Genomic DNA, 14554 nt, shown 5'->3' on the forward strand with positions numbered 1-14554 from the left:
AAGCCAGATAAAAAATCCCCCCATAACCAGGCTACTCACTGGTCGAGCTCCATTTTTTGGAGAACATTAAAAAAACGTGAGTTGAAGCTGGCGTCGGTACACTACCGACGTCAGCCTTTTTTATTGTTAGGAAATTATGCGACTCCGCTACGCCCGCTCCGCCTGCCGGTATTCCGAGGGCGTCATGCCGGAAAACTTTTTGAAGCTCCGCATGAAACTTGTGACGTTGGTATAGCCTACCTGTTCCGCAATCTGGTTAACGGTGGAAGGGCCTTCTAATAGCAGCCTTTGAGCCTCCTGCATCCGTATGGCAATCACATAGTCCACAAAATTGATGCCGGTGCTTTGCTTGAATATTTTGCTCAGATGGTTGGAACTGATGGCAAATTCCTCGGACAGCAGGTTCAGAGACAGCCCGCTTTGACCGTAATGCAGGGAAATATAAGCCGTAATCCGGGCTATCAGCTCATCCGCTTTGGTTTTGGAGTTGCGCTTTTCGACCAAGGCTTCTACCATATACTCCATCAGCTCAAGCAAATACTCCCGCATGTCGGAGAGGCTCCCGGTTCGGGCCAGCCGCCCCTCGATTTCCATATGGCCGGACTGGAGGCGTTCCAAAAGAGCCGGGTCGGCTACTTTTTTGCCTGTTCGGTATATGAGCTGGAGGGCGAACTGCACCATGGTTTTGTCGGCGAAGCGGCATTGTGCGGCCATAACGAATATGGCGGACAGCAGCTCCGCCACCTTATCCGGATTGGTCTGCCAAACCGCTTCCTGCAATTGGTCGGCCAGATCGAACAACTCCATCAAACCCGCCCCGTCCAGCGCGGATATGTCATTTCCGGTAATAATCGTGCCCGGTCCGGCCACCAGCTTGTAATGGATGCATTCCTGGGCTGCCTGGTACGAGTCTTTGATGTCTGCGAAGCGGCGGCTGTAGCTGCCGATGCCGATGCTTACGGAATGTTTGATGTACTTCTGGACAGCGTCCAGCAGCGACTGGGCGAATGTCACGGCCTGCTCCATGTTCGCAACGGCATCCTCCTCCAGGAAGCTGATCAAAATCACCGCCTGATACTCGTTGATTTGCACAGCCCCGCCTTTAAGCGCCTCGCCTCTTTCCTTCATCAACTCTTCCGCAACATTGCAGACTGCGTAGAGATACGGGTTCAGGTCGGATATTTTCTCCAGAAGGACCTTGTTGTCCAATTCGGCAATCATTACTATGTAATGACCGAGGTACAGCTCCAGGCCGATATGGTCAAAGTAGGGCTTGGCCAGATCATATCGGGTCCGATGGCCCGTAACGATATCAAACAAAATCTGAAGTTTCAGAGCAGGTTTGCTCTCCTGAAGCTGCCGCACCGCATCGGAATAACCGGTCAACACATCACGGATTGTGCCCTCCAGGCGGTTGAAATCCCGCCGCAAACTGCCTGCCCCTGTCGCCGTCCCCCCGTCGCGCTTGCTGAACAAGCTCTCCACCTTATTGATGAACCGCTCCATGGGAGTAAACCAGGTCTTGTTGACCAGCACAACGGATCCCACCGACAACAGCACCATTATGCCCGCTAAAGCCAGGAGAATATTGCGGATAGCGAGGAACAGACCGCTCATTTGGCCTTGAGACACCACATAAACCAGCTTCCACCCCGTATAGGCGGAAGAGGAATAGAATACCCACTCCGAAGCCTTGCCGTTCTTGTGCCTAGTGAAGCCGCTGTCTTTTTCGAACAACACCTGCCCGCCCAGCTTGTATTCGGCGATATTTCGGCCGATCCGGGATTTGTCCGCGTGGGACAGGATGGTCCCCTGCTCGTCCGTGATCAGCACATTGCCGCTATTGCCGAACTGCAAATCGGAGAACATGTCCGACAGAATGGTTTCGGGCAGGTTGACGGCGATAACGCCCTTGCGGTTCTTGGGCTTATCCGCCATGGGATAAAATCGGATTAGCGTAACCGTGTGGCGATTTACGTTTTTCTCCATAAAGAGAGGATTTGCCGTCCATTTGTAATAAAAGTTTTCCGTATAAAACGTACTGATCCAATGTTTATCCGTTTCCTCGGAAGTGGGGTTATACAGCTCTTCGGACAGCAGCATTTCGTTGGCCCGGGAATACAGATACATGGACTGGATGACAGGGTAGGAGCGCTTGAGCCCGCTGATCTGGGATTGGATGCCGTCCAGCCGGATCAGATACTCGGGGTCGCCTGTGCGGGGGGTATTAAAGAAAAATGCCGCGTCCCCCGTTTGCAGCATCTGGATGATCGCCCGGTCGATCTCCTCAAGGGTGCTCTCCATTCGTTTATTGATCTGGTTCAGCATCTGCAAGTTGGAATCGATGACCTCGCGCTCCAGGCGCTCCGTTCCGCTTATATATGAAATCAGCACCGTGCTCGCAATAATCAGGATGAAGAGGGAAGCGTAAATCATCTGGATCTTGTATGCCATATTCCGCTTCACCCGCTGTCGCCTCCCTTGGTTGTAATCGCTCCATCCATCATAATTTGCGAGCCTGAACAAGGCAACTTGCATTTTACGCCAGGGCTTGCATTTTTGATGCTTCACGGCAAATCCAACATCCGGCAAGCTTTGACAACAAACTGCGACTACTCGGTTCCAACGGGTTGCCCTACATTGAGTACTGGGGGAATTGTTCGCATTCGTTCTTCCCTCGGAGGTGTTATCCATCGCAATAGGAAAGGGGGCTTCGGCATTCTTGTAAACAGGGTTCAATCATAATCAACTCGGGAGGGCGAAAAAATGGGTAAAAAAACAATGATATGGTTCTTGGCCCTAGTGCTACTGATGGGGACGGCAGGTCAAGCGGGGCAATGGGCCGCCGCCGTTGTCCACGCTAATACTCAAGCAGACACAAGCCGTATAATTCCGGCATGGTCCTTCGCCTATAAGGGACTGCCGGCTGCAAGCTTCGGGCTGGATTCTATGGAAGCCCATGAGGGAGATCACTCGCTGCGGATAGCATACAACTCGGCAAAAGCTGCCGAGGTCTATCTCAACATGACCCAGACGGTGGCGGTCAAGCCCGGTACTGTCTACGAATTGAGCTTATGGGGCAAAGGCGCCGGGGTCAAAGGCGTCAGCATGATGGTGAACTGGGGAGCGAGGACCAGCCTGGGTACGGGAACTTTCGACTGGAAGCATGTCTCGCAAACCTACACTACAGGACCCAACGAAACTACGCTTACGGTCCGCCTTATTGTGGACGACAAATCGACCGTTTGGCTTGATGAAATCTCCTTGAAGGAAACGAACGCAGACGCTAATCTTCTCCAAAACGGAGACTTCGACAGCATCGAGGAAATTATGCCCCTCGACGGTTTTGAAGAGCTGTCGGCATGGACGCCTGCAGGTATGACGGCAGCCGAAACGGTTAATGATGCCAGAACGGAGGGAGCGCTGTCCGCCAAGCTTACTTTCACCAATGATGGGGGTCAAACTACCCAAGCGAGCATGGTATTGAACCTAACTCAACCTTTGGATTTGACAAAAATGACAACGGTTACAATGGATGTTTATCCTTTATCCCAAACGGTTTCGGGCAATGAGCCCCTCTTTTTGAAGCTGACGGATGTCTCCGGCTCGGTGCACGAGGTGCAACTGCCCAAGCTGCTGGCCGGGCAGTGGAACGGAGTGAAGCTGGAATTTGCGGCATCCGCTACAAGAAGCGGGATTGTGCAGATTGCCCTCTATGCCAAAACCGGAGCGGGCATTGCCGGGTGGGACGGACGGGCATCAATTGATTATCTGGCGGATCAAATAAACGTCGTCCGAATGAAGCAGAAGGAGGAAGGCACGGGCGAAGAAGGCGAACTCATGGAGGAGCGGAGCCTTTTCCTCGGGCGGCTGGGAGCGGGAGCCCATGCCCCCTTGTTTCAGGCCGAGGGGATTGTCGTTGACGGCAGCCTGGAAGAATGGGACAGCAACATCGGAATCGCGCTGCCAAATTCAGGTACCACCCAGAACCAGGTGGCCGGATGGAGCGGAGCGGAGGATCTGTCCGCCAATGTAAAATTTGCATATGATCAGGATTACTTTTATTTGTCCGCAAAGGTAAGGGACAATACCCATTTTGCCGCAGCCGGCATTGATATGTGGAGCGGAGACAGCATACAATTTGCCTTCGGGGAGAATGGAGTGTACGGCGCGGAATACGGTATTAACCTGATAGACGGGCAAACGCAGGTGTGGCGCTGGAGGAACGGCAGCGCTTCCTTTGGCAAGGAAACGGTTGTCGCCAATACGGTCAGGACAGGCAATGACACGTATTATGAAGCCCGGCTTCCCTGGCAGGCGATCTTTGCGTCCGGCATGCCGTCGGAAGGGCCGGTCGCATTCTCCATTCTGATTAATGACAACGACGGCGGCGGCCGCAGGGGCTGGCTGGAATGGACCAGCGGGATCGGTAAGGTAAAGGACGGAAAGCTCCTGGGAAACCTGTATCCGATACCTGTCGGGGACCCCTGGAGCTTTTGGGTGGAAACCCCAGCCGAGGGGCAAACCGGCAGTCTAATTCCCTACAAGCTTCATATCGTCAATTACAGCGGCGAGCCGCGGAACGTTTCGATTTACTCCCAGTTGCTTGATCTTGACCGGGATGTGACGATTCCCGCAGGTATGGCATTTACCAAAGAAGGCACGTATGTTGTTCCTGTCCAAGGCGCGTATTGGGCGGAGACCACGGTGACGGACCGGGATACGGGTATGGAGAGAATAAGCAGGAAGAAGATGGTGGTGGTAACCAGCGAAGCCGAACTGACCGTTCGTCTGAACGCATTGTCGGCCAGATTGCCGCAACTGCTGGCTTTACTCGAGCAGGCAGAGGCTCAGGGTCTGTCCACGGATTACGAGCGGGTCATCTATGCGACTTTGCAGGATTTTGTTGTATATGGCAAGGAGGATGCCGTCAAAGGCAGGCTGACCCGCTCCCTTTATGTGGCGGAAACGCTGGAGGCGCTGTATCTGGAGGCGGAGACCCAATTGCAGGGTTATCTGGACGGAACCAAAACTCCCCAGGCGGCGCCCCGCTATGTCACGGGCCCGCTGGAGCAAACCGGGCATGGCTTTGCAGGGACGGCTCAAGTGCGCAGCACCGGGGAGACCGGAGAACAGCCGATTTTCTTGAATGGGTACCTGGGATTTAACCAAGCCAGGCTGGATATTGGCAAGCTTCAGGACTACGGCGCAAACGTGATTCAGGTGGAAACCGGTCCGCGGCATATGATTTTTCCAAAGGAAGGTTATATCCCCGAGTTCGCAACAAGCGGCAGCGCCCAGGGGAGCATCGCCCTGGATGAATCGATCAGCCACAGTGGGAACCAGTCCCTCAGGATGGTAAACGAGTCTCCGAAGCAATCCAATATTTATCTTATGGCCAGCCAAACTATTCCAGTCAAGCCTAATACGACATACGAGTTTAAGGTTTGGGTCAAAGGGGCGAATGTAAAAAATGCCTGGTTCCCGGGAGGTCCGGGATGGGCGCTGAGGAAAGCCATGCCCACGGGAACTTATGACTGGCAGGAAGTCGCCTACACCTATAAGACCGGCCCGTCGGAGTTATCCTTCAACCTGATGCTGGTTTCCGAAAACGAGCAGACCCTTTGGCTGGACGACCTGCGTGTTACGGAGCAAGGAAGCGTAGAGAATCTGGTGCGCAATCCGGGGTTTGAGCAATCTCAAGAGGTGCCTGGAGCGGACCCGGACAAGGATTACGTGGTGTCTGTCTCCAATGTGGCAAACGATATTGGCAGAGTGCTCGAGAACGCCCGGGACAACCATATTGCCGTCAATTTGCTCTTGTCTCCCCATTATTTTCCCGATTGGGTGCTTAAGAAGCATCCGGAAACGGCGGCCACCCATACTGGTTTCCTTAAGTTTAATATTGACCAGCCGCTGTCCAGGCAGATTATCGAAGATTATTTGCGAGCCTTGATTCCCCTGGTAAAGGACTACAGCTCCTTGCACAGTATAACGCTGACCAACGAGCCTGTGTACCAGTCCAATCGCAATCCGTATTATCTGCCGCTCTGGCAAGCCTATCTGGAGGAGTTGTACGATGGCAGCATAGAGGAGCTTAATCGGATCTACGATACTGCCTATGCTTCCTTTGGAGAAGTGCTGATGCCGTCCGCCATCGCGCCGTCCCCAGCCGTGTATGACTGGGTGACGTTTAATAACCGGTTGTTTGCCGATTGGCACCAATGGATGGCGGATATCATCCATGACATGGCTCCCGATCTTCCGGTACAGGCCAAGGTGATGGCCAATCTGGAGTCCAGTCTAAACTGGGGTGTAGACTACGAGCAGTTCTCCGAGCTAAGCGATATTAACGGCAACGATGCCTACAATCTCATCGGAGATGGGCCGGAGGGCTTCATGAAAGAGCTGAGCTTCTATGATCTGCAGCGTTCCTTTAAGAGAGCGCCGATTTTTAACTCGGAGCATCATTTTATCAAAGACGGGGACGACCAGTACATGCCAGATCAAGCCAAACGGGTAAGGGCTGTGCTGTGGCAGGGAGCGGTCCACGGCAGAAGCGCATCCACCGGATGGGTATGGGAGCGAACCTATGATTCCACAAGCGATTTCGAGGGGAGTCTCCTTCACAGACCGGATGTGGTAGTGGATATCGGCAGGACCAACCACGACCTCAACCGTTTGGCTAAAGAAGTAACGGCCCTGCAGAATGTGGTCCCGCGGACGGCCATCTTGTATTCCCTCGCCTCGGGGGTGTACGACACCCATTACGATGAAACACTCCGCCGGGCTTATCAGGCGTTGGCCTACAGCGGCCAACGAATCGGCTTTGTAACGGAGAAGCAGGCTGCCGCCGGCAAGCTGACCGATTATGAGCTGCTGGTGGTGCCGGCAGCCGCTCATGTCAGCGCAGCGACACTGACCGCCGTAGAAAGCTTTAGCCGGGCGGGAGGCAAGGTGGTGCTTATCGGTGGAGAGTCTTTGACGAAGGATGAGCATAACCAGCCCCTGGACATGAACTTGCACGGGCAACTTGCCAGCCGCTCCGTCATCTTGTCCGCCTCGGCCGGAAGCGGCGATATCCGCACGGCACTGCTACCGTTGCTGGGACAAATGAACGCTTTGCCGGTTGCATTAACGGATCTTTCTACGGGCCAACTGGTGTGGGATGCGGGTTGGCAGATCGCGGAACATGATGGAAGGCTTTTGCTAAATGTGGTTAACTACTCAGGGGAGGCCAAGCAGATTCAGACGGTTTATAACGGGCAGGCCGCCGGAAGCGTCAACGAACTGATTACGGGAGCGGCAGTTGATGCCTCTCATCTGGAGCTGGCGCCTTACGGAATTTATTTGTTCGATCTGGGAGCTCTGCCTCTGGAAGAAGAACCCCCGGGCAGCTCATTGCCTCCCTCAACCCCACCTGTGACTGACGGGCAGTCCCTTGCCGCCGAGGGGAACGGCGAGACCGAAAGCGCCGAAGAGCCTTCGCCCCCCGCTCTCGGGCAGGAAGTCTTCCGATTGAGCGATATCCAGGGCCACTGGGCGGAGGACAGCATCCATAAAGCTGTAGCGGAGGGCCTGGTGCGCGGATATGAAGACTTTACCTTTCGCCCTGACCGCCCCGTAACCCGGGAGGAGTTTTTGGTTTTGCTGGCGCGGGCTGTACAACCGGAGCAATCGGATGAGGCCGCTGCGTTTGCCGATGCATACGAGATCAGCGAATGGGCGAAGCAGGCTGTGACCCTGGCGGCGCAGGCGGGTTGGGTGAAAGGATACAAGGACGGGACGATCCGGCCTCGGGACTTGATGACCCGGACGGAATTGGCGGTGCTGCTTACGCGACTACCTCGCAAAACGGCATCTGCAGAAAGTCGTGCAGACTCTCGCACCTTCGCCGACGACAGCCTGATTGCCGCCTGGGCAAAACCTGCGGTTTACAAAGCTGTGCAAGATCAGCTTTTGGAGGGTGGCTCCGGGAACCGGTTTGAACCGATAAGAGCCGTCACCAGGGCGGAAGCGGTGGTTGTTCTGCTGCGACTCACTAATGCCCGTACGCTTGCCGATTAGCCGAAAGCTTGCACATTTACGTTTTGGGAGGAAAACTCTAATACTGCAAGCTGATCAACAATCATGTAACTACCCCTCCGCAGTGGTCTGCAGTACGATTATGCCGTAGGGAACAAACATTATTTAAGGGAGGCACACGAGTTTGAGAACAAAGCACGCCGAATCACATTCAAAAGCAATTCGCGCCAAAGCAACGGCTGTTCTGATGCTGAGCGGCATCTTGCTGATTGCGGGCTGCGGAAGCAACAAGGAAGGGGAGCCAGCAGCAAGCGGCAGCCCCAATCCCAATGCCAACAACCTGCCTATGGCCATCACCGCGTCCATCTATGACAGGGGGACAGTTCCGGCAGAGGAAGGCACCTACGAAAGCAACCGCTGGACCAAATGGATGAACGAGCAATCAGGAGTAGAGGTCAAATGGACCCCCGTCCCCCGCAATCAGGAGGCGGACAAGTTTAATGTGCTGGTGGCATCCGGGCAGGCGCCGGAGTTGATTACCTCCTACGACCGTAACCTGTTGTCGCGTTTTGTCAGCCAGGGAGTAGCACAGCCCATCGACGAGTATATTGAGAAGTACAGCACTAGTTATAAGGAATATATCCAGAAGCATCCGGAATTGAAGCCCTTCGTTACCTTTAACGGCCAAACTTACGCCATTGCCAGCATGCGGAACACCCAGGCCGCGACGATGATTTGGATTCGTCAGGACTGGCTTGACAAGCTGGGGCTTAAGCAGCCCGCCACGGTGGATGAACTGGTGGAGGTAGCCAAGGCATTCCGGGACGGAGACCCCGACGGCAACGGCCAAAAGGACACGACCGCGATCGCCATGTCCAATGCCTACTCCGCTGTATTGGACGACCTGTTCATGGCCCGGGGCGGAGATTGGTTCATTGAAGACGGCAAAGCCACGATGTCCTTTTTTACCGACCGCTATAAGGAAGCCTTGACGCTGCGCAAAACACTGTACTCCGAAGGACTGGTGGACAAGGAGTACGTGACGGATAAAAACTGGGCCCGTCAAAAACAACTTTGGATTACCGGCAAGGCGGGCATTTTGTTCGATACCTATAACGGCGGGCCAACAGCGGACTTCTACAAGAGCCAGCCGGATGCCAAACTGACTCCCCTTCCTCCCCTGTCCACAAAATTCGGGAAGAACGGCTATCAAAAGGAAGTTCCCAATTACTTGCTCACCATTTTTAACAAGGACATAAAAAATCCCCAGGCGGCCATGCAGTTCGTGGACTGGATGCTGGATGAGGGCTGGTACGACCTGAGCTACGGTACGGAGGGCACCCATTATCAGTTAAAGGACAATATTCCCGTGACTCTGGATGCGGATAAGCTGAAAAAGGAAGTAAGCTATGCCAGTGAATATCGGATTGTCCACCAGCAGACTCTGACTCCGGAATTCCTGCTGGCCCGGGCTGGCAGCGATCCCAATGACCAAAAGGTGCAAAAGGCTATCGGGGAAGCCATAACCGTGGCGCGAAGCGTCGAATTCCGGAAGGACTTGCCTTACACGCCGGCGGTGGATGAATTTACGGATATATCCGGCCAATTCCAAAAGAAATGGGATGAGATTATCACCAAAGTTACCATGACCGCCGACCTGGATGCCGAGTGGGGCGTAAGCCAAATCAGGAGCGAGTGGCAAAAGCTAAACGGCGAAGACATCGAAGCCAAGGTACAGGAATGGTACGAAAGCAACAAGGCGGATTTTAAATAAACCAATTTCCGGCTACGGCAGGATGGGGAGGAGGCACGGCCGGAACCGGCTGTCCCTCTATCCCGATTCGCCGAATAGACAATAAGGACAGGAGAGAGAGAAGTGGAGCACAACCTGCTGAACGAGGATGCTGTATTGCTGGAATTGATGGAACGGCATTGGCGAAAGATCAAGCACAGCCAGGTACGGGATTCGTCCAGTTACTGGTATGGCGCCTTCACCGAGAACGGAAACAGCAAGCCGTTTGAAGGGCTGACAAGCAGCGACGCTATGCTGAACTTGACCGTGCCGCTGTATGCGCATCCCGAGTCCCGTTATTACCGGAGCTCCAGCATGCTGGAAACGATCCGCCAGCAAATTCGCTTTTTATTGAGAGTCCAACTACCCTCCGGCTGTATTTCCCTGCATAACTGCAATATCGACTCGCCCCCGGATACGGGATTCGCCGTCCATTTCACTACATTGTGTTACCACATATTAGATAAAATGGATGGTGACGAACCGGCGCAATTGTGCCAAGAACTGCGGCTATTTCTGAGACAAACGATTCCCGGCCTTCTGGCCGGAGGTATCCATACTCCCAATCATCGATGGGTACTGTGCGGAGCCCTTGCTCTCCTGTATGAGCTGTTCGAAGATGAACGGTTGCGGGCGCGTGTCGACCAATTTCTGGCCGAAGGGCTGGATATCAACCCGGACGGGGAATGGACGGAACGAAGCAATGCCATTTATAACGCTGTTTGCTCCATCTTTCTGTATCAAACGGCTCGGGTGTTCGGATATACACATCTGTATGAACCCATTACCCGAAATTTGCGAATGATGCAGTACATGCTCCACCCCCGTTCGGAAATTGCCACGGAATATTCCAGCCGTCAGGACCGGGGCGAGATCATGAAGCTGAATGCCGGCTATTATGTCGCATTCCGCCTTATGGCTGACCGGAATGCTGATCCGCTGTTCCATAGCTTTGCCCGGGAGGCGCTTTTATCTCTTCGCACAGGAGGAGAAGCTCTGCTGTACCGGATGTTTCTCCGAAACGAAATGAGTGCCGAGCTGCCTCTTCAACCGCTGCCCGACCGGTACGAAGTGTTCCTGAACCGGGAGCGAATTGCGCCTGTGGCGGGAACCATCCCTTACCAGCGAACGGCTTTCCATGCCGGATCCCCGCTAATCCGCTTCAGGCAAGGCGAACTGAGCGTAACGGTGATCGCCGGGCAACCGGAATTTTTGTATCTGCAATTCGGGCAAGCGCGACTGCTTGGCGTTCGGCTAGCCTTGGGCTGGTTTGGCGTGGCAGGGACTCCCTTTGCCGCCATCCGTCAAACCGGAGACCATGAATATGAACTGTCCATGGATCTGGAGGGCAGCTACCGGGACGCCCTTGACGGGAATGCGGTCGTCCGGACAGATCCCCTGCACTTTGCCGAGACCATTCCGTCGCGCGCCAAAACCAATGTGACCGTCCTGCCTGTCCGTGTAGGCATCCGCCTTGATCCGGCGGGCATCGATCTTCATTATCGGGTAGACGCCAGCGCTCCGCCCCTCTTTGCCCAAACGGTATACTCCTTCGCTCCGGAAGGCTCGCTGGAAGGAACGGCTCTGGAACCAATAAACGCCCATGCGTCGTGGCTGAAATCCGGGCAATTGATTTACCGCTGCGGAGAGGACTGGATTACCGTCGACGGAGGCGCCTTCCAGCACGGCTTCGAGGCTCTTCGCAATGATCGGCTGGACCCCGGCGTCAAAAGCGCAGTAGCCAACTATTTGACCCCTGTGGAGACAAAAGTCAGCATTCGCTGCGGTAAAGCGGAAGGCTGCACAGCATAAACTAACGGCTGCCGCGATGGCAGCCCGACAAAGGATGATGGATCATGTTGAATCTGCAAATCTCAACCGCGAAGGAGCAATTGGCCAAGCTGGCCCGGTACACCATGCGTCCGCAGGAGCGGGACAGCGCCCATATGAAGGTGTGGCAATGGGGCCAGGGGGTGGCGCTGTACGGCCTGGGCAAATCATACGACGCTTTGGGAGATACCCATTATCTCGACTATATGGAGGAATGGCTGGACAGCTTTCTGCCGGGAAATCCTCCCGGCAAAAGCATTAATACGACGGCGCCGCTCCTGGGAGCCGTAAAGCTGATCAAAGAGCGGCGCACGGACAAATACACCGCTGTTTGCTCTGAATTCGCCGACTGGTGTCTTCACGAAGCGCCGCGCACTGTGGACGGGGCATTCGAGCATTCTTGTACGGAGAACCGCTATCCGGGAGAAATATGGGCGGATACCTTGTTTATGGGCTGCCTGTTCCTGGCCGAATGGGGTACCCTTACCGGCGAGAGACGTTATATTGATGAAGCTGTCAGACAGTTTGCGCTTCATTACAAATTTTTGCGCGATCCAGCTACAGGGCTGATTGTGCATGGTTACAACGGAAACACCCATTCCCAGATGGGAGTACTCTGGGGCAGAGGCAACGGCTGGTTTGCGGCCGCTTCTGCCGATATGCTGGAGCTGGTCCAGGGCTCTGTCGCCGTTTCCTCCATCGCCGAAGACTTCCTTAGCCATATGGCAGGCGTGCTCTCTACCCAGGAGCGAGGGGGAATGTGGCATACGGTAATGGATCATCCCGTGTCCTATCCGGAAGCTTCCTGCACCGCCGCTTTTGCCTATGCCTTTCTGAAGGGGAATTCCACGGGAGTACTTGCCGGGTCATATCGGGCCAATGCCTTCCAAGCCGTATCTGCCCTGCTCCACAGGATCGACACGTTTGGTCGACTTGCAGAAGGCTCCGGCGGCACCTGTGTCATGCCTGCGGCTGCCGATTACAATGCCATCGGCTATGCCTATTCCCCGTTCACCCAGGGGCTTGGCATGATGGCGCTTTCCGGAGCGATATTATATGGAGAAGAGGGGTAATATGGAAGACCTTGCAGTTGTGGAGACGGTTGCCGGGGGGAGAGTCCCCTCCAGTAAGAAAAGAAACCGTCTGCTGTATTATCTCGGTCGGGACCGGTATTTGTACCTGTTTCTGCTGCCGGCGCTGGTCTTTTATCTCGTTTTCAAATATTCTCCCCTTTACGGGGAACTGATCGCATTCAAGGACTTTCAAATCATGAAGGGAATCTGGAACAGTCCCTGGGTGGGTCTGAAACATTTCAATGACCTGCTGTCCAGCCAGGATTTCTGGCAGGTATTCCGCAATACGATGCTGTTGAATGTGTACAAGCTTGTATTTGTATTTCCGGCGCCTATCATTTTGGCGTTAATGCTTAATGAGGTTCGGTTCAACGGCTTTAAACGATTGATCCAAAATCTGCTGTACTTGCCCCACTTCATCTCCTGGGTTGTGCTGGGCGGTGTCATCGTGGCCGTCTTGTCTCCCAGCACTGGAATTATCAACACCTTGTTGGAGAAGGGGTTCGGCATAGAACCCGTTTACTTTATGGCCCATTCCGGCTGGTGGCCGGTGGTGTTCACCTTCTCTTCCATCTGGCAGAGCGCCGGCTGGGGAACTATATTGTATCTGGCGGCCATGGCCACCATTGATCCCCAATTATATGAAGCCGCCAAAATAGACGGTGCCTCCAAGCTCCGTCAGATTTGGCATGTGACTTTGCCGGGCATCCGTCCCACCATCGCGATTCTGCTGATTCTACAGATGGGCCAAATCACGGATGTCGGTTTCGAACAGGTATACAATTTGCAAAACGAAGCGGTATTCGGCGTATCCGACGTCATCAGCACCTATGTATACCGGATGGGCTTGCAAGCCGCACAATACAGCTATTCCACGGCTGTGGGGCTGTTTCAGGGGGTTATTGCCCTTATTCTAATGTTTGCCGTCAATAAGATCACCAAGGCGATGGGAGAGAATGGATTATGGTAACCAAATGTCTGCGGAGTCTAAACGGGCTGTTTCTCATCCTGTGCGCCGCTGCCACCACCTTCCCTCTGCTGAATGTGCTGGCTACCTCTTTTAGCGGAAGCACGGCTATTTTGTCCGGCGAGGTCTTTCTTTGGCCTGTGGATTGGACCATGACTGCCTTCTCCAACCTGTTCAAGGACGGGCAGTTGATGAATGCCATGAAAAATACCGTGATCATTACGGTTGCCGGAACAATCATGCAGATGACGGCCACCACGCTGGCCGCTTATTCCTTGTCCAAAACCCGGCTTAAGGGCAGGCGAATAGCACTGCTGCTGATTTTGTTCACCATGATGTTCGGCAGCGGTCTGATCCCGATGTTTCTGCTGTTAAAAAACTTGCATATTCTCAATACCTTCTGGGCGATCTGGCTGCCGGGATTGATCAGCGCCTACAACCTCTTTGTCATGAAGTCATCCTTCGAGGGGCTGCCCGGCGAGTTGGAGGAATCGGCCACCATTGACGGCGCCAGCGACCTGACCATCTTTACCCGGATTGTCATCCCGCTGTCAAAGCCGGTGCTTGCCGCCATTTCCCTCTTTTATGCGGTGGGACTGTGGAATGTGTACGCGCCAGCCCTGTACTTTATTACGGATTCCTCCAAAATGCCGCTTACCGTAAAGCTCTATCAGATGATCCAACTGCCGGACAGCAATCTTCTGGACAGTTCCGATCTGAGCTTTGTGCCTCCGGAAGGTATGAAGGCTGCTGCCATTATCATTACTGTCCTGCCGATTTTGTGCCTGTATCCTTTTCTGCAGAAATATTTTGTCAAAGGAGTATTGCTGGGCTCCATCAAGGGCTGAAGCGGAATTGTCAAGAGCT

At 54.2% G+C, this 14554-nt stretch carries 7 protein-coding genes; 6 read left to right on the plus strand and 1 reads right to left on the minus strand.

The features are described from left to right. Positions 1 to 147: 147 nt before the first annotated feature. On the minus strand, positions 148 to 2466 hold the full coding sequence (locus tag PAT3040_RS23350) for a helix-turn-helix domain-containing protein (protein ID WP_181376786.1): 2319 nt from the start codon (positions 2464 to 2466) through the stop codon (positions 148 to 150). 300 nt (positions 2467 to 2766) lie between these two features. On the opposite strand from PAT3040_RS23350, the gene PAT3040_RS23355 reads away from it, so the two are divergent. The 6 genes from PAT3040_RS23355 (at position 2767) to PAT3040_RS23380 (ending at position 14535) form a co-directional block, all read left to right on the plus strand. After that, positions 2767 to 8067 carry an S-layer homology domain-containing protein gene (locus PAT3040_RS23355; protein ID WP_108994575.1) on the plus strand — a complete coding sequence of 1767 codons (5301 nt, stop codon included), beginning with the start codon at positions 2767 to 2769 and terminating at the stop codon, positions 8065 to 8067. A 142-nt stretch (positions 8068 to 8209) separates the two neighbouring features. Further along, positions 8210 to 9799 (plus strand): extracellular solute-binding protein, encoded by a 1590-nt coding sequence (locus PAT3040_RS23360; RefSeq protein WP_108994576.1) that lies wholly within the window; start codon positions 8210 to 8212, stop codon positions 9797 to 9799. 102 nt (positions 9800 to 9901) lie between these two features. Next, positions 9902 to 11629 carry a hypothetical protein gene (locus PAT3040_RS23365; RefSeq protein WP_108994577.1) on the plus strand — a complete coding sequence of 576 codons (1728 nt, stop codon included), beginning with the start codon at positions 9902 to 9904 and terminating at the stop codon, positions 11627 to 11629. A 44-nt stretch (positions 11630 to 11673) separates the two neighbouring features. Beyond that, the gene (locus tag PAT3040_RS23370; RefSeq protein ID WP_087570568.1) at positions 11674 to 12720 is read left to right on the plus strand and encodes a glycoside hydrolase family 88/105 protein; all 1047 of its coding nucleotides are present in this window, start codon (positions 11674 to 11676) and stop codon (positions 12718 to 12720) included. Next, entirely contained in the window at positions 12704 to 13690 is a 987-nt protein-coding gene (locus PAT3040_RS23375; RefSeq protein WP_258235118.1) for an ABC transporter permease, read from the plus strand. The genes PAT3040_RS23370 and PAT3040_RS23375 overlap by 17 nt, the downstream gene beginning before the upstream one ends. Continuing rightward, a complete protein-coding gene (locus PAT3040_RS23380; RefSeq protein WP_108994579.1) occupies positions 13684 to 14535 on the plus strand; it encodes a carbohydrate ABC transporter permease in 852 nt (283 codons plus the stop codon). The genes PAT3040_RS23375 and PAT3040_RS23380 overlap by 7 nt, the downstream gene beginning before the upstream one ends. The last annotated feature ends 19 nt before the right edge of the window (positions 14536 to 14554 follow it).

This window comes from Paenibacillus agaridevorans (assembly GCF_003112455.1).
GTDB classification, from domain to species: Bacteria; Bacillota; Bacilli; order Paenibacillales; family Paenibacillaceae; genus Pristimantibacillus; species Pristimantibacillus agaridevorans.